The sequence below is a fragment of the Hoeflea sp. IMCC20628 genome (assembly GCF_001011155.1).
Classification (GTDB): Bacteria; Pseudomonadota; Alphaproteobacteria; order Rhizobiales; family Rhizobiaceae; genus Hoeflea.
Genome location: NZ_CP011479.1, coordinates 643,491 through 660,134, shown reverse-complemented (window position 1 = coordinate 660,134; position 16,644 = coordinate 643,491). Strand labels below are relative to the sequence as shown.

Sequence of the window (16,644 nt, the reverse complement as noted above, 5' to 3'; positions counted from 1 at the left end):
TGCTCGTTTGTTCAGGGCTTTTCCCATCGCGGAAATCTTACCCTCGGTTCGGTGACCTGCGCCCCCGAACCGCGGGGGTATGATTTGCGGATATCCGGACCTGTCTGACAGACTTCGCACACACCGCATACGGCGTAACAGTTCATAAAATCTCCAGAAACCCACACCCGAGTCGCCTCGACCGGGCCAACCTGAATGCGTGGACAGTTCAATGCTGCAGAAAAACCGGCGCAAGCCCAGAATTACGATCAGCGAAGGTGATTATGAACGGCTCAGCAATCTGGTGACCGCTCATGAAAAGCGTGGCCTCGAGATTGCGACAAGCCTGGCAGAAGAACTCGACCGCGCCCGCATTGTCAGTGACAAAACCATCTCTGACGCCGTTGTTCGCATGGGTTCGGAGGTAACCTATGTGATCGATGGCGATCACGGCAAAAAGATTGTTCTGGTTTATCCAGCCAACGCCAACATCGAGGAAGGTCGCGTCTCGATCACCACACCGGTTGGCACCGCTTTGATTGGCCTGAAGGCAGGGCAATCGATCAATTTTGCAGCGCGCAACGGCCAGATCCACGATCTGACAGTCACCGAGGTCACCCAGCTCGCAAAGGCTGAATGATCACCATGACCGGCTTTTCACACCCACTCGGAATTTTTCTTCTGACAGGGTCACATCCCCTGCATCGGGTCCTGTCCGATGCAGGGGAGACGGAAGTCCCTGACCTTAAATAGCGCCGGCAGTACCATCGGCGCGATCGGAGATCCGCCATGTGGAAAAACCAAGCCTGCATTTTGACGAGCAAGGACTTCACCATCCTTGAGACCATGTATGACCGTCGGCACACGCTGACCGATTGCGTTCGTCTATTGCTCAAACAAAAGCTCGACCACACGACTGTGGTGTTCACTGACGATATCGACGGCAACATCATCACACTCAACAGTCGTGTACGCTTCCGCGTCAGCGACCGGCAGCCGCAAACCGCGATCATCACCCAAAGCCCAATGCACGGGGTGGTGGGCCAAAGCCTGTCATTGGAAACGGCGCGCGGAATGGCACTGCTCGGGTTGCCGGAAGCAGTGGAGTTTTCATTGCCCGGTCAGTTTGGCGAAGCACCCGAGCGCCTTGTTGTGGTTTCAGTCCAGTTCCAGCCAGAAGCCGCGCGGCGGGAACGCTTGAACAAGGAACTCGCTCGCCCCTCGCTTCGGCTGGTTCACGATGCCGCGCTCAGCCGCTGAAGGCCGCATGAGGTCGGAACAAGGCATTCCAGCACAACGCGAAGCAAACAGAAAGGGCCGCCGGCCCAACGGCTGCCGGCGGCTTCAAACGGGTTTTGCGGTCAGGCATTTTCGACATTGATACGCCGCCAGATCGCCTCCGACAGTGAATAGGCCGAAAACAGGAAGAACCCTGCCCCGGTTGCACCGAGCAGCCAGGCGCCCAGCGGCAGGCCGGCAATGAAGCCGAGCGCATCGGCAAGGCTCGCCCTGCCCTCTTCACCCGCAAGGCCATGCCGGAACAACAGAAAGGCGATGACGAGAAATATCACTCCGCGCGCGCACAGTCCGCCGATCGCCGCCATGTCGATCCATCGCATCACCGTTTCAGGCGCCTCGATGTGATCGCGATATTTGCGACGGATAGCTTTCCAGATATGCGCGACGCCAACAATGGCGAAGATCGAACTTAAAATGACCGACACCGGCCCGGCGCCGATAAAGGCTGCGGCGGTGCGGGCGAAGCCGTCGCCGGAACCGTCCGACGATACCGTACCGCCCCACCACAGCGAGAATGTGTAGACCATCAGAAATCCGTAACTCGCAGCCGATCCGACTAGCCCGGCACGCACCGCCAGGCCCCTCGGTTTGAACCCGTGTTGATCAGTGTCAAACACTGCCTGAACCAGACGCCAGCTACAGTAACCGGCAAGGCTGAAGATCAGCAGTGGCGCCAGAACGGCGCTTGCCGTGGATTGGGTGATGAAGCGAACCGCATCCTTGGAATCGCCGCCGCTGCCAGTGGTCAGCGCCGCGCTGATGATGAAGAAGGCCAGCACCAGATAAACCACGCCACGTGCGCCATAGCCAAGCCGCGCAAACGGTTTGAACCAGTCATGCCAGTTTGTCGGTTTCGCCGTTGCAATGCTCATGGCTTGTCTCCGGATTCGATCTGGACCCGGCTGTGATGTTTGAGAAAATGCAGGATCAGCCAGGATAAACTCGCCCAGGCAGCACCCAGCGCCCAGCCTGCGGCAACATCGCTTGGCCAGTGAACGCCGAGGTAAACCCGGCTGACACCGACAATGACGGCCACGAACACCGCCACCGCCAGCACGTAGATCCGCGCCCGACGATCGGTGAGAAACCCTATCACCAGCGAAGCAAGCGTCAGATAGGCGACTGTTGTCACCATGGCGTGCCCGCTCGGAAAGCTCAGTGTGTGAACTGTATCAAGGTGATCAACCAGATCGGGTCTTGGGCGCCCGTAATACTGCTTCAGCGTCTGGCTGAGCAACGCGCCCGACCCGACAGCCAGCACCGCATAGAGCGCAGCACCATATCGCCGGGTGACGATGAAGAACCCGGCGACCGCCGCAAGCGTCAGGATAATGAGCGGAAAACCGCCAATGGAGGTGACTTCGACGGCGGTTTCCTGAAGCCAGGCCGGCCCCAGAGGGGTGGAGGGGTCTCCAGGTACCCGCAAGCTCAGGAACAGCATCTCGTCGAATTTGCGGATTTCGCCTTCGGCCATTTCCTCGGCGATTTCGATGAATGCATAGACACCCAGTGTCAGGATCGCGAAAAGCACGACCGGCAGCCGGTGCGCGTTGCCGTTGCGGATGCCGCGGACAAGCCATTCCGTGACACGGTTTGATTTCAAAAATGTCGTCATGCGATGCCCGGCCCCTCTCGGTATTGCAGATATAAACCCGCTCGGCGCCGCTTCGTTCCACACAATCCGCTCACACCGGCGCCAATCATGACAAATGCTTAATCTACCGGTCACTCCCCGGAAAGGTGGCAAACGTCATCGTGATCAGGTCCAGACGCAAACAATCAACCGCCAAGGGGAACCTCATGGACCGCCCACTCTCATATCTTCTCATCGCCGGCGTCACCATTGCCGGCATTGCTGCAAGCGCACTTGCGGCCGAGGCTGCATCGGGATCGGTAGCGATCACCAAGAGCCGCGGCAATATCTGCATGACATCGAACGGATTGCCCGATCACTCCACCGGCAAATTTCCAAATGCCGGAAATCCGAACAGGATTTCGGCGCAATTCATCGAGGTCTGCGTGCCGGAAAACCCGGTCAAGACGTCTCACGCCACCCAATTGCGCGGCTCCACCGGCTTTGCGCTCAATGGCGTCATGATCCGCCCCGGCACGGCGGATTACTACGATCCATCCTCGCCACGAGGGTTCAGCCGCAACCGCTCCTCAGGCTGGCTGCTCGACGGCAAGGGCGCAGGCTCGATGCTTGGGCTGGACAAGAACAATGCCCATGTCGACAACCGCGGTCTCTACCATTACCACGCCAAGCCGACCGGATTTCTCAAAGGCAAAAACGCCACTCTGGTCGGCTTCGCCGCTGACGGTTTTGAAATCCACTATGCCGGCTCGAAAGCCAAATCCGGCTACACGCTCAAACCCGGCAAACGCAAGGGCGGGCCCGGCGGCAAGCATGACGGCACCTATGTGCAGGATTGGCAGTTTACCGGCGGATCGGGCAAGCTCGACCGGTGCAATGGAGGCAAGCTGAACGGGGAATTCGTCTATTTTGTCACCGACAGCTATCCCTATTTCCCGCATTGCGCCTGGGGCAAGGTCAGCCGCGATTTCGGCAGGCCCTGACCCGAACGCGCCCCGTGTCCGGATTGCCTGCCGCGGTCCGGACACGTTGCTGTTTGCCTTTGCCGACCCCATGTGAAGGTGAGAACGGTTGATCCTCATCAAGGATACGAAGGCCTGCTGGGCCTATGAATGATCGACCACACTCATGTTCACCATCAGGCAAGGAGAAATCCAATGAATGATCAGGACGGCAAGGCAAGGAAGACTTTCACCGAAGAAATCGAAGTCATGGGCAGTCAGCTCATTGAGCAGGTCAAGGATCTGCTGAAGCAAGGCAATGTCCGGCAACTGCGCATCAAGACCTCCGACGGCGACATCGTGCTGGAAACGCCATTGACCTTTGGTGTGGTCGCTGGCGGCGCCGTGGCGCTTGCAGCCCCATGGCTGGCCATCCTCGGCGCCATCGCGGCATTTGTCACCAAGGTCAAGGTGGAAGTTGTCCGCGAAGTTGACGAAGCAGATGACAACCTGGCGCAAAGCCAGCCCGACGCTCCGGACGTTGAGCCTGCTCCAAAGCCCAAAGCTACTTCCCGCAAAGCCGCAGCCCCGAAAAAAACCGCAGCCAAGGCGAAGGCGACCGGCAAGGCGAAATCCTCACCCAAGACAAAGCCAGCCGGCAAAGCAAAACCATAGGCAAACGGCCGTATGTGAGGCGGCTCCTCTGTCATCAGCATGTGCCCCGCAGCCGATAGGCATCAATGTTGGCTGATGGGCTGTGCGGCGCGAGGCGCGATGGTTAGCCTACGCCCGGAAGGATCATTGTGAGCGAAGACACCAGTACCGTTTCAGACCCATCGCCTTGCGTCACAACCCCACAGCAGATCGCGGCGTGCCGCAGTCTGCTCAATGACTATAGTGCCAGGATCGAGTCCGACAGCAACGCGCTCTTTGCCGACTGGCAGATGGAAATCGAGCGTCCGGAGTTTTGCACCGGTGCACGCAACCTCGCCTTCTATCTGGCCGCCCGTCACCATGATCTGACCGGCCTTCAATCGAGCCTCTCGGTGCTCGGCCTGTCCTCTCTGGGACGAGCCGAATCGCATCTGCGCCAATCGCTCGCCGCCGTCAGCGCCACGCTCGACGGCCTGTCCGGTCTGCCGGCAAACTGGCCCGAGCCCTCAGCGCTTGACGCAGGACTGGCGCAGATCACGCGCGATCAGGCACGTTTCTTTGGAGATTACCCCGACAAGCGCAACACCCGCATCATGGTGACCATGCCGCCGCAGGGCGCCACCGACCCTGGCTTTGTTGATCAACTGGTCGAGGCCGGCGCCAGTTGCTTCCGTATCAATTGCGCCCATGACGGCCCCGAGGCCTGGGCGGCGATGATCGGGAACATTCGCGCCGCCGCCCAAAAGGCAGGCAGGCTGTGCCCTGTGCTGATGGACATTGCCGGACCGAAATGCCGGATCGAAAGCATCAGTCCGGGCAAATCCACCCGGCTGTTTCGTGGCGATCGTTTCAGGCTGCTGGCAAAACCAGCCAAAAAGAGCAAACGGCTGCCGTCCATCACCATCACCTTTCCAGACATCGTCACCAAGCTGCAACCCGGACTCCAGATCTGGATCGATGATGGCAAGATCGGCGCGCGCGTTGTCGAACTCACTGACGATGGGGCCGTGCTGGAAGTCACCGTTGTGGCCGACAAGGGCAAGAAACTGAAGCTCGAAAAGGGTATCAATTTCCCGGCCATCGATCTCGATATCGAACACCTGACCGTTACCGATCTGGCCATTCTTCCTTTTGTCGCAGCCCATGCCGACATTATCGGCTGTTCCTTTGTGCAGCGCCCGGAAGATATTCGCGGTCTGATGGCTGAACTCGGCAAGCACCGCGGCGAAAAACCACCGCAACCGCTGCTCCTGAAAATTGAAACCGGGCTCGCGGTGCGCAACCTGCCGCGGCTGATTGTTCAGGCAGGCTCGCATCAACCGGTCGCCGTCATGATAGCTCGCGGCGATCTGGCGATGGAAATCGGAACCGAACGCTTGTCGGAGGTTCAGGAAGAAATCCTCTGGCTCTGCGAGGCTGCCCACATCCCGGTGGTCTGGGCCACCCAGGTGCTCGAAACACTCTTGAAAACCGGTGCACCGTCGCGCGCTGAGGTGACCGATGCCGCCATGGGTCAGCGCGCCGAATGCATCATGCTCAACAAGGGGCCCTATATTGCAGAAACTATTCGCTTTCTTGCAGGCATTTTGCGTCGTATGGATCGTCATCAGTTCAAGAAGACGGCTCGCCTTTCGGCACTGACCTCCTGGCGCGGTCCGCAACCACTCTAACGGGATAGACCGATGCGCCGGATTTATCTGATCCCCGCCATTTTTGTCACTCTGGCTGGGTTTGATCTCCCTCTCCAGGGGCCGGTCCCGGTCGACAAACCTCTGCAGTCAACCGTCCCCGCAGAAAAAGCGCCAACTTCCGCACAAGAAGCAACGCCGGATGTGTCATCCGCAGACAAAAAGCCTCCGTCCTTGCCCGGCGTCATCGCGCCTGAAGAGACCGACGCTGCTCTGGCCATTTGCGAAACCGAACTCAACACTCTTGGCGTGACATTTGAAAAACTTGATCCGGTCATCGGGGAGAATGGCTGCGGCATCAACGCACCCTATGCGATAACCGAAATAGCCAAGGGCGTGGCGCTAAGACCTGCAACCCAATTGCGCTGCAAGACTGCTGTCGCACTCGCGCGCTGGATCGGGGCAGTCGTCCTTCCCGCAACATCAGCTTTTCCGGACGAGGTTCACCTCAAGGCCATCAATCACGGCTCGACCTATGTCTGCCGGCGGCGCAACAATCTGCCAACCGGCAAGATGTCGGAGCATTCGATCGGCAATGCCGTCGACGTTGTGAATTTCGAATTTGAAGGGCGAAAGCCGATCGGCATTTCACCACGCAGCGGTGACGGCAATATGGATGAAGCTTTCCAGCGCGCGGTTCGCGCCGGCGCATGTCTTCATTTCACAACCGTCCTTGGCCCCGGCGCCAATGCCAGCCATGACGACCATCTCCACCTCGACATCGCCAAGCGCAACCGCGGCTATCGACTGTGCCAGTGACGGCAGGCCAATGGGGTGGATTGATTGCCAAGTCTTCCGTTCAAAGCAGGCTTTCGATCTCGCCAATGTAATTGAGACAAAATCCCCGACGCTGAAAATTGCACACGCTCAGGTAGCGATTTCGAAACGGTTGCGACATAGGCTGCGCCCACATCAAACCGCGCAATCGGAGATCGCCGTGAAGTGGGTCGCGATAATTTTATCAATCACCATACCGGCGTCGATTATAGGATTTTTGAATCCTGAGATTATCATATATCTATTGTTCACCGGCGTCGGAATACCGATATCTTTTCTGATTATTGCAGCCCCTACAATATCTTTATACACCATACTGTCTCTTTGGATTTCCGTACTGATAAAAGCAGAACGCACCAAGAAGGTAATTCTATCTGTAGTTTCTGCGATATCCATTCTGTGGATATTGCCAGCCACGATAAATTTGCTAGCAAAACTATCAGCAAACTCAGAATACATTTCAGGCGATTTCAGCGACATCGCGCGCCCGATGATTGCAACCACAATTGCGGTTCGCCAGGACGTGGGAATTTATCCGGTCAAGGAAAGCAAATGCGACGGGTTTTGTTTGCATGCGCTTTTGACAGGCGCCGCGGATAGAATTTTGATGTTGCCCACCACACGCCCATTTGCTGATATCGATCCGGAAATGGAATTGCTGAGTTACCGATTTGAAAAGCGGGACAGCTGTCCCCTCATCAATATCAGCTCGAATTCCTCTCAATTTTCATTGCCAAGAAAACCGGGCGACAGTCGAAAACAGCCAAATGCTGCAGAAGAGGCCAGGCTTCGGATTAGCGAAGGTCAATGCCTTATTGAAGAAAAAGCTAAGCTGTCTGATGCCGACATGATTCTGTCACGGGGACAATTCCACAGTGCAGATACCAGGAAAATCTACTCGTACTCGCTGACAGCAGATACATTTTCAGTTCAAAGGATTACCGCCCACGCACGAAACGCCAAGGGTGAGTTTGAACCGGTTTTCAGAAGCACGACGGGCCAATACAGGCCCCTGTTTGCACCCTTGATCCCGACATTTGTGAGCTCTGGACAGCTTCACGTTAAACCAGGGTGGCTCAGAACCAAGAAAAGCCTGACAGCCCGCCGCAAGGGAGTCCAGACTTCCGACTGGGTCCACTTTCTGACTGAGACCCTTGGTCTGGATTTGGAGTTGAATGCGGGCGACAGGAATCAAAAATACCGTGCGCTTATCGAGACCTTGCTTGAAAGCAGCAATCCGCCAAAAGCATCCGACATCATAATGATCGACGCCTTTTTTGACCAACTCGACACCTGGAAGAAGCCGGGAATAAGTATCGTAGACGGAAACCTTGTGCTTCGCATTCTTGATCGGCCCGACTACCCTCCTCCTTCCGTACTGCATGCCGTTACTCAAAAGGTGATCAATGGCGGCGACCGCCAGGAGATGAGCAACTGGGTTGCGATATTGCTCAACAATCTAAAGGCTGGGCAGACTTGGTCGAATGACCTTCCTGTCGATTGGGGGACGGCAATTCGCCGGATTAGCTCCGGATTTACCCGAATCCCTGCTGACTACATGGTGCCCTACTACGATGAACTTACAGAAATCGCTGCCAATCCGGACATGCAACGTCATGCCGGCGAGGTCATCGCGAAACTGCACTTTTTTGGAGATCGTGCGGTCCCGACACTGCTTGACCTGGTCTATCGACGCTTGGAAAAGGCTGAAAATGACAATGAAAGACGCGAGCTGATATCAATCTACAAAACCGGTTTGTACGGTCTTTGTTTGGCGGGAGAAACCGCACCAACCGCATTGGCTCCATTGATGGATCTGGTGCAGAATCAAAGTTTTCTTCTACAAGATAAACTGATGGTTCACAGCCTGATCCGGATGGGCGCGGATCCCGAACAGTTGTGGCGAAAATTCAGAAACAACCAGCTTTCCTACGAGAACGCAGAAAGCGAGGAAAACTCCCGACTAAGATTTGATCACATGGTGCAACGTACAGAAATGGAACACTGGCGTTGCCCTCGATAATCAGCTTCAGACGACGCCCCAGCCCATTTCAGCGCCGCGCATCCAATTGAATGCGGGGCGCTGTAACTGGTTGAATTGATGCATGTTGCGTTAGAACAACCCTTCGATTTGCCCCTTGTCATTGAGATAGATCTTTTCCGAAGACGGCGTTCTGGGCAGGCCCGGCATGGTCATGATCTCGCCGGTGATGACGACAATAAAGCCCGCACCGGCAGACAATCGCACCTCGCGTACCGGAACAGTGTGATCGGTTGGTGCGCCGCGCAGGTTCGGGTCGGTGGAGAATGAATACTGCGTCTTGGCCATGCAGATCGGCAGATTGCCATAGCCCTGCTCTTCCCACTGCCTGAGCTGCTCGCGCACGGATTTCTCCGCAATCACCTCGCCTGCGTGATAGATCGACTTGGCGATGGTCTCGATCTTTTCAAACAGCGGCATCTCGTCGGGATAGAGTGGCGCGAACTGTGCCTGGCCGGACTCGGCCATCTCCACCACCTTGTGAGCCAGATCCTCGATTCCCGCCGAGCCCAGCGCCCAGTGCTTGCACAGGATCGCCTCGGCGCCGAGTGTCGCGACATAGTCCTTCACCGCCTGAACTTCAGCCTCGGTGTCGGAAACAAAGTGATTGATCGCAACCACCACCGGCACGCCGAATTTCTTCACGTTCTGCACATGCCGGCCGAGATTGGCGCAGCCCTTCTCGACGGCGGCGACGTTTTCGGTTCCAAGGTCGTCCTTTTTGACGCCGCCATTCATCTTCATCGCCCGCACGGTGGCGACGATCACGGCGGCATCAGGCTTCAGCCCGGCCTTGCGGCACTTGATGTCGAAGAATTTTTCCGCACCCAGATCGGCCCCGAAGCCTGCTTCGGTGACGACGTAATCGGCCAGCTTCAGCGCCGTCGTGGTGGCCACCACCGAGTTGCAGCCATGCGCGATATTGGCGAATGGCCCGCCATGCACGAAGGCGGGATTGTTTTCCAGCGTCTGCACCAGGTTTGGCTGCATCGCGTCCTTGAGCAGAACCGTCATGGCGCCATCGGCCTTGATGTCGCGGCAGTGGATCGGGGTCTTGTCGCGGCGATAGGCGACAACGATGGCGCCCAGCCGCTCTTGCAAGTCCTTCAGATCCTTGGCCAGGCACAGGATCGCCATGACTTCCGAGGCTACGGTGATGTCAAAGCCGGTCTGGCGCGGAAATCCGTTGGCCACGCCACCGAGATTGACCACGATGTCGCGCAGCGCCCGGTCGTTCATGTCCATCACCCGGCGCCAGACAATCCGGCGCGCATCGATTTCAAGCTCGTTGCCCCAGTAGATGTGGTTGTCGATCATCGCCGAAAGCAGATTGTGGGCGCTGGTGATGGCGTGGAAGTCGCCGGTGAAATGCAGGTTCATTTCCTCCATCGGCACCACTTGCGCCATGCCGCCACCCGCAGCGCCGCCCTTCATGCCGAAATTCGGCCCGAGCGAAGCTTCGCGGATGCAGATCATCGCCTTCTTGCCGATGCGGTTGAGCCCATCTCCCAGGCCCACCGTGGTGGTGGTCTTGCCTTCACCCGCAGGCGTCGGATTGATCGCGGTGACCAGGATCAGCTTGCCGTTGGGCTTGTCCTTTTGCCGCGCAATGAAATCGGCCGAAACCTTGGCCTTGTCATGACCGTAAGGAACCAGGTCCAGTTGCGGGATGCCCAGCTTCTCGCCAATCTCCATGATCGGCTTCTTGGTTGCCCCCCGGGCAATCTCGATATCGGATTTGTACTCAGCCATGGTGTTGTTTTCCTCTTCCCCACCGGTCCGCATCCCCCGCGCGACCCTAGCCAATGAATAGAGCCCGAAAGCCCAATCCATGCTTGCATGAAACGGGACGCCCAATGCGCCAATTGCGACATGCGGGGACCGCGCACTGAACTGCGCTTGCATTGCGATGCGATGTTACCTGCTGCCTTTCTGGCAGCGCCGTGTGTTGCGTGCAACACGCACATCATTATAAGGGGTCAATAAAGCCCGATCCGGCAGCGCAACTGGCTGGATTAATCCACAAAATGCAAGACAGGTTAAAGACCGCCTCCGCTCGAAGCTGTACCGATTGCAGCAATGTAACCCGGTGAAGACAGCGCTACCGCCACGCAGGCGCCTTCCCGCACCGCGCGATGATCCAACCGCCGCCGGCAGGCTGATCACTTGACGCAAGATGTATTTTTCAGAGGGTAGAACACATGAAGGCTGCGCTGCATCCCCGCCAGAGCGAAAGACTCACGGCGCTGTACTCCTACGAGACGCTCGACACCGACCGCGAAAAGGATTTCGACGACATCGTGCAACTGGCGTCGTCGATTTGCGGCACATCGGTATCGCTAATCAGTCTGGTGGATGCGGACCGGCAATGGTTCAAGGCCTCGGTCGGGCTGGAGATGAGCGAAACCCCGATCGAGACGGCGTTGTGCTCGCATGCCATTCTCGAAGACGAGTTCATGGAGATCGAGGACACGCTGAACGATCCGCGCATGGTCGACAATCCGCTGTGCTGCGGCGATCCGGGTCTGCGCTTTTATGCTGGCGCGCTACTGAAAACGCCGGACGGCCTGCCGATCGGAACCCTGTGCGTGCTCGACCATCAGCCCCGCACCCTGACCCCGTTGCAGCGGGATGCGATCAAGGTGCTCGCCCGCCAGGTGATGGTGCAGCTCGAATTGCGCAAGGCGATCGCATCAGCCGCCACCATGCGCCAGGAAGTCGATCACCGGGTCAAGAATTCGCTGCAGTCACTGTCCGCCTTTGCCCGCATTCAGGAACGGCGGCTGCAATCGGACGAGGCCAAACAGGCCGTTTCAAAAATCATGACCCGGATCGACGCGGTCTCGACGCTGCATGAATATCTCTACAAGACCGATGCCGGATCCAATGTCGATCTCGGCATCTATCTCAAGAACATCGTCGATTACCTGGCAGAAACCACGCCGCCCCATGTCACCATGGAATATGTGCCGGTGTCGGTTGAAATCGGTTCACAGCAGGCAGTATCTGTCGGCACGCTGGTCAATGAGTTTGTGGCCAACTCGTTCAAGCATGCATTCCCCGATCAGCGCGAGGGCGTGGTCCGGATCGAGCTCTCCAACCCGACGCCAGACAGCGTCAGGGTCACCTGCTCCGACAATGGCGCCGGCATGCCGCCGGACATCAATTCGCAGTCCGGCGGGCTCGGAATGAAGATTGCCGAGATCGCCTGCATGGAGCTCAGATGCGAGCTTGACCTCAAGATCACGGCCCAGGGCGTCAGCGCCTCGATAGAGTTCTCGCCCGAACCGAGGCCGGATTACCAGCGCTGATGCCGGACCGGCAAGCCGGGTTTTTGCACCCGGCCAGCACTGCTCCCGGCGCAGGGATCACCCGTCCGCCATCGCAATCAGCCCGGCATTGCCGCCGGCTGAGGATAGAGACCAAAGCGAAGCAGAGCGGATTCTTGCATGATGAGGGCGCTCAATGCGCGATTACGACACTATGGCGAAAGGGAAGCAACCAATAGAAAATTCTTAAGTTGCACTTATCCGTTGACAATATAAATAGTTGATATTAGCGATATCTATCTATAACATGTGCACAAATCGACTATTGAAGAGGCAAACTGAGATGTCAAGAATTTTTATTACAAAGATTCTGCCTTTACTTTTCACGGCTTTTTTTTCGCTATCTTTGAGCGCACGGGCTGATTTATACCCCGTACCAGCCGATGCACCCAACTGGTGTGAAAATGCAAAGCGATACCTGACACCCACCGGATCACGAAAACCGATCGATTGCGCGAAACCAAAGAAAGTCCCCCTATGTATAAAGCTCAATAATTATGGTTGCCTATGGCAGCCCACAAGAGCCGGTTGGGAAGGGACAGACATCTCCAAAGGCAATAACGGTGCGCACGACAATCGAGGAATGAGAGCCAACGAACCAATCAACAATGGCCATTCAGTGTTTGTACATCCAAAATGGTCAATCAGTGCAAAATTTCGATGGTTTTACGCGAGAGCTAAAAACCGGAGTTTCCTGAAGCTTGCTGAACGTTACCTGCCTTGGTGCGACACGCAAGGCTCCTCCAAAGTCAAAAACGGCTGGTACAATTCATGCGGGCTAAAGGCTCATCAACTGGTTAAAAACAGAAACTACTGCAGAAAACCTAAAACGGGCAATCCAACCCGCGACCAATGCAATTCATGTAACTGCCCCGATGAAATATCAGCCAAATGGACCAATGGGACAGGATTAAGTATACACGACCCTGCTGTTCTATTTAATCGGAATGGAACACCGAATGATCTTATGATGAATTTGACACTGTCGAATTCAACAAATGAGCTTGGTGGCTACCGACCAAATGCCAAAATCATGAAAGAAGGCGGCGCCGTTTTCTCACAATGGCTTAAGCAACAAAAATAGTGATTTACATGTTGTACAACATCGTCGCGAACTTGTTGTGTTAAGGAGATAGGTTCACCCGTCCGCCATGGCAATCAGCCCGGCATTGCCGCCGGCAGCCGCGGTGTTGACCGACACCACCTGCTCGACCGCAAAGCGCATGAGGTAGTGCGGGCCACCGGCCTTGAAGCCAGTGCCCGACAGGCCCGAGCCGCCGAATGGCTGGGTGCCGACCACGGCGCCGATGATGTTTCGGTTGACATAGACATTGCCGGTGTCGAGCCGGTCGATCACCTTGCGCACCGTCGATTCAATGCGGCTTTGCACGCCGAGCGTCAGGCCAAAACCGGTGGCGTCGATGGCGTCAAGCACCGCATCGAGCTTCTTGGCCTTGTAGCGAACCACATGCAGCACCGGGCCGAAAATCTCCCGGTCAAGCGCGCTGGCGTCTTTCAGTTCAACGATATGCGGGGCGAAGAACAACCCCTCATTCGGCACATCTCCGGCATAGGTCAGTTTCTGGGTCTTGGAGATGGTTGCGATATGGGCTGCCAGCATGTCGCGCTGCGCTTCATCGATGACGGGCCCGATATCGGTCGAGGGCTTTGACGGATCGCCGAGCTTGAGTTCGCGCGCAGCCCCTTCGATCATCTCCAGCATCTGATCGGCAACGTCTTCCTGCACGAACAACAGCCTGAGCGCCGAGCAGCGCTGACCGGCGGAGCGGAACGCCGACATCACCACATCATCGGCCACCTGTTCTGCCAGTGCCGTGGCGTCGACGATCATGGCGTTGAGCCCGCCGGTCTCGGCGATGAACGGCACAATCGGTCCGTCCTTGGCGGCCAGCGTCCGGTTGATGGCGCGCGCGGTCTCGGTCGATCCGGTAAAGGCCACCCCGCCGATCTTCGGATGCGAGGTCAGCGCCGCGCCGACATCGCCAGCGCCCGGCAGGCACAACAGCACATCTTTCGGCACACCGGCTTCATGCATCAGCGCAATCGCTTCATGGGCGACCAAGGGTGTCTGTTCCGCAGGCTTGGCGATCACCGCATTGCCGGCAGCCAGCCCCGCGGTGAGCTGGCCAAGGAAAATGGCCAGCGGAAAGTTCCACGGCGAAATGCAGACGAACACGCCGCGTCCGCGCCAGCCCATCCGGTTTTCCTCGCCGGTGGGGCCTGGCATCGGCTGCAATTTGGCAAACATTTCGCGCGATCGGTCGGCGTAATAGCGTAGGAAATCCACGGCTTCGCGGATTTCTGCGATGCCGTCATCGAGCGTCTTGCCGGACTCGGCCGCCAGCAGCGCCATGAATCGGTCGCGCCGCTCCTCGAGCAGATCGGCAGCCCGGTCGAGCGCCGCAGCACGGATGCCGGCGTCGGTCCGCGACCAGGTCTTGAAGCCCTGCATGGCGATGCCAACCGCCTTGTCGACATCCTTCGGGTCGGTGAACCGCACCGTGCCGACAATCTTTGCCGGGACGGAGGGAGATCTCACCTCCTGCGCCGCACCGCCCTTCAGCCCGGGCGCCAAAGGACAAGCATCGACTGTTGCGCCGGAGCGCTGCATGCCTTCCAGCAGTGAGGCAAGCTGAAACCGGTCACCGAATTCGATGCCGCGCGAATTGACCCGGTCGGGATAGATCGCCAGCGGCAGCGGAATCTGGCTGTTGCGGGCCGACTGCCCCCTGGCCAGTCCAAGCTTGGCGTCCGGGCGTTCCAGCAGCGAGGCAATCGGGATTTTCTTGTCACCAGCCACCGCCACGAAGGAAGAGTTGGCGCCGTTTTCCAGCAATCTGCGCACCAGATAGGCGAGAAGATCGCGATAACCGCCGACCGGCGCATAAATGCGGCACGGCACGCGGTCATTGCTCTTGCTCAGGCAGTCATAAACCACCTCGCCCATGCCATGCAGGCGCTGGAATTCGAAGCCGCTGCGATCCTCGGCCATCTCGATGATGGTGGCGACCGTCAGCGCATTGTGGGTGGCAAACTGCGGATAGATGACATCGCGCAAATCCAGCAGTTTACGCGAACAGGCAAGATAGGACAGATCGGTCGCTGCCTTGCGGGTGAACACCGCGTAGCCGTCGAGGCCACGTTCCTGGGCGCGCTTGATCTCGGTGTCCCAGTAAGCGCCCTTGACCAGCCGCACCATCATCCGGCGGCCATGCTTGCGGCACAGACCGGCAATGTGGTCGATCACCTGCGGCGCCCGCTTCTGATAGGCCTGGATAGCCAGTCCGAAACCATCCCAGTCCGCAAGCGACTTGTCGGCGAAGGCACGGTCGATCACATCCAGCGACAGTTCCAGCCGGTCGACTTCCTCTGCATCGACGGTGAAATTGAGATCATGCGCCTTTGCCATCTGCGCAAGGGCAATCAGATCAGGCACCAGTTCCTCGAGCACCTGCTCGCGGTGGGTGGCAACGTAGCGCGGATGCAGCGCCGAGAGCTTGACCGAGATGCCGGGACGGTCGGGCAGCTTGCGGCCGGTCGAACTCTTGTTGGCGGCTTTGCCGATGGCCGCGATCGCATCGGCATAGGATTTGAAATAGCGTTTGGCGTCTGCGTGAGTTCGGGCGCCTTCGCCGAGCATGTCGTAGGAATGACGATAGCCGCGCGTCTCGTTCTTCGCGGCGCGGCCCAACGCGTCCTTGATGGTCTCGCCCAGCACAAAATGATGCCCGAGAAACCGCATCGCCTGCCGAGTTGCCGTTCTGACCGAGGGCATGCCCATGCGCTTGACCAGTCCGCGCATCACCCCTTCGGGCGTCTCGCCCGGCTTGATCACCCGGGCCGACAGTCCAAGCGCCCAGGCTGAGGCTGCAACAAACCAGGTGTCGCCATGACTTTCGTGTTCGCTCCAGCCACCCTCTTTGAGCTTGTCCTCGATCAGCCGGTCCTGGGTCAGCGCATCGGGAACCCGCAGCAGCGCTTCGGCCAGAACCATCAACGCCAGTCCCTCCCGCGTCGACAGGCCGTATTCGCGCAAGAAATCCTCGACGCCGCCCATCTGGCCCGACTCCGAACGGATCGCCTGAATCAACTTGGTGGTGCGGGTATCAATTGCCCGGTCCTGCGCACCGCTGAACACAAGGTCCGTGCTGAGATCATGAATCAACCGGTCGTCGTCTGCCGCATGCGGCGCGTGAAAAGCTGGCAGGTTTGGCGTGGTTGTGCTGGTCATGACAATCTCCCGTGAATGAGCCAACATACATCTTGATCTGTAGACATTTTCGCCATATTGTTTTATTCTAACCGAACATTTCACTACGAT

13 protein-coding genes are annotated in these 16,644 nt (G+C 57.8%); 9 read left to right on the top strand and 4 right to left on the bottom strand.

All coding sequences use genetic code 11. From position 1 onward, the window contains the following. Positions 1–211 precede the first annotated feature (211 nt). Positions 212–619, top strand: a complete 408-nt coding sequence (rnk, locus tag IMCC20628_RS03090) for a nucleoside diphosphate kinase regulator (RefSeq protein WP_047028990.1) — start codon at positions 212–214, stop codon at positions 617–619. A gap of 149 nt (positions 620–768) precedes the next feature. Beyond that, a complete protein-coding gene (locus tag IMCC20628_RS03085) occupies positions 769–1,239 on the top strand; it encodes a hypothetical protein (protein ID WP_047028989.1) in 471 nt (156 codons plus the stop codon). Between the two features lie 101 nt (positions 1,240–1,340). On the opposite strand, the gene IMCC20628_RS03080 is transcribed toward IMCC20628_RS03085, so the two are convergent. After that, positions 1,341–2,150, bottom strand: a complete 810-nt coding sequence (locus IMCC20628_RS03080) for a DUF1206 domain-containing protein (RefSeq protein WP_047028988.1) — start codon at positions 2,148–2,150, stop codon at positions 1,341–1,343. Next, the gene (locus tag IMCC20628_RS03075) at positions 2,147–2,893 is read right to left on the bottom strand and encodes a phosphatase PAP2 family protein (protein ID WP_052766273.1); all 747 of its coding nucleotides are present in this window, start codon (positions 2,891–2,893) and stop codon (positions 2,147–2,149) included. Before IMCC20628_RS03075 ends, IMCC20628_RS03080 begins: the two co-directional genes overlap by 4 nt. A gap of 185 nt (positions 2,894–3,078) precedes the next feature. On the opposite strand from IMCC20628_RS03075, the gene IMCC20628_RS03070 reads away from it, so the two are divergent. From IMCC20628_RS03070 to IMCC20628_RS03045, 5 genes are all read left to right on the top strand, one after another. Continuing rightward, the gene (locus IMCC20628_RS03070) at positions 3,079–3,855 is read left to right on the top strand and encodes a YHYH protein (protein WP_047028987.1); all 777 of its coding nucleotides are present in this window, start codon (positions 3,079–3,081) and stop codon (positions 3,853–3,855) included. Positions 3,856–4,029: 174 nt separating this feature from the next. After that, complete coding sequence (locus tag IMCC20628_RS25310) at positions 4,030–4,488, top strand: DUF4342 domain-containing protein (protein WP_082127977.1); 459 nt, start codon at positions 4,030–4,032, stop codon at positions 4,486–4,488. 128 nt (positions 4,489–4,616) lie between these two features. Beyond that, positions 4,617–6,137, top strand: a complete 1,521-nt coding sequence (locus tag IMCC20628_RS03060) for a pyruvate kinase (RefSeq protein ID WP_052766272.1) — start codon at positions 4,617–4,619, stop codon at positions 6,135–6,137. Positions 6,138–6,149: 12 nt separating this feature from the next. After that, entirely contained in the window at positions 6,150–6,914 is a 765-nt protein-coding gene (locus tag IMCC20628_RS03055) for an extensin family protein (protein ID WP_047028985.1), read from the top strand. After that, complete coding sequence (locus IMCC20628_RS03045) at positions 6,853–8,955, top strand: hypothetical protein (protein WP_156174390.1); 2,103 nt, start codon at positions 6,853–6,855, stop codon at positions 8,953–8,955. Before IMCC20628_RS03055 ends, IMCC20628_RS03045 begins: the two co-directional genes overlap by 62 nt. Before the next feature lie 90 nt (positions 8,956–9,045). Here IMCC20628_RS03045 and IMCC20628_RS03040 read toward each other — a convergent pair whose 3' ends face one another. Further along, on the bottom strand, positions 9,046–10,725 hold the full coding sequence (locus IMCC20628_RS03040; protein WP_047028982.1) for a formate--tetrahydrofolate ligase: 1,680 nt from the start codon (positions 10,723–10,725) through the stop codon (positions 9,046–9,048). A gap of 449 nt (positions 10,726–11,174) precedes the next feature. Here IMCC20628_RS03040 and IMCC20628_RS03035 point away from each other — a divergent pair, with 449 nt between their 5' ends. Both IMCC20628_RS03035 and IMCC20628_RS24990 read left to right on the top strand, forming a co-directional pair. Then, positions 11,175–12,284: a histidine kinase dimerization/phosphoacceptor domain -containing protein gene (locus tag IMCC20628_RS03035; RefSeq protein WP_047028981.1), complete on the top strand. Its 1,110-nt coding sequence runs from the start codon at positions 11,175–11,177 to the stop codon at positions 12,282–12,284. A 301-nt stretch (positions 12,285–12,585) separates the two neighbouring features. Next, a complete protein-coding gene (locus tag IMCC20628_RS24990) occupies positions 12,586–13,386 on the top strand; it encodes a hypothetical protein (protein WP_156174389.1) in 801 nt (266 codons plus the stop codon). A 54-nt stretch (positions 13,387–13,440) separates the two neighbouring features. On the opposite strand, the gene putA is transcribed toward IMCC20628_RS24990, so the two are convergent. Beyond that, positions 13,441–16,554 (bottom strand): bifunctional proline dehydrogenase/L-glutamate gamma-semialdehyde dehydrogenase PutA, encoded by a 3,114-nt coding sequence (gene putA, locus IMCC20628_RS03030; RefSeq protein ID WP_047028980.1) that lies wholly within the window; start codon positions 16,552–16,554, stop codon positions 13,441–13,443. Between the last annotated feature and the right edge of the window lie 90 nt (positions 16,555–16,644).

Coding starts and splice junctions, on each gene's coding strand:
- rnk (WP_047028990.1), top strand. CDS start 212: ATGCTGCAGAAAAACCGGCGCAAGCCCAGAATTACGATCAGCGAAGGT.
- IMCC20628_RS03085 (WP_047028989.1), top strand. CDS start 769: ATGTGGAAAAACCAAGCCTGCATTTTGACGAGCAAGGACTTCACCATC.
- IMCC20628_RS03080 (WP_047028988.1), bottom strand. CDS start 2,150: ATGAGCATTGCAACGGCGAAACCGACAAACTGGCATGACTGGTTCAAA.
- IMCC20628_RS03075 (WP_052766273.1), bottom strand. CDS start 2,893: ATGACGACATTTTTGAAATCAAACCGTGTCACGGAATGGCTTGTCCGC.
- IMCC20628_RS03070 (WP_047028987.1), top strand. CDS start 3,079: ATGGACCGCCCACTCTCATATCTTCTCATCGCCGGCGTCACCATTGCC.
- IMCC20628_RS25310 (WP_082127977.1), top strand. CDS start 4,030: ATGAATGATCAGGACGGCAAGGCAAGGAAGACTTTCACCGAAGAAATC.
- IMCC20628_RS03055 (WP_047028985.1), top strand. CDS start 6,150: ATGCGCCGGATTTATCTGATCCCCGCCATTTTTGTCACTCTGGCTGGG.
- IMCC20628_RS03045 (WP_156174390.1), top strand. CDS start 6,853: ATGACGACCATCTCCACCTCGACATCGCCAAGCGCAACCGCGGCTATC.
- IMCC20628_RS03040 (WP_047028982.1), bottom strand. CDS start 10,725: ATGGCTGAGTACAAATCCGATATCGAGATTGCCCGGGGGGCAACCAAG.
- IMCC20628_RS03035 (WP_047028981.1), top strand. CDS start 11,175: ATGAAGGCTGCGCTGCATCCCCGCCAGAGCGAAAGACTCACGGCGCTG.
- IMCC20628_RS24990 (WP_156174389.1), top strand. CDS start 12,586: ATGTCAAGAATTTTTATTACAAAGATTCTGCCTTTACTTTTCACGGCT.
- putA (WP_047028980.1), bottom strand. CDS start 16,554: ATGACCAGCACAACCACGCCAAACCTGCCAGCTTTTCACGCGCCGCAT.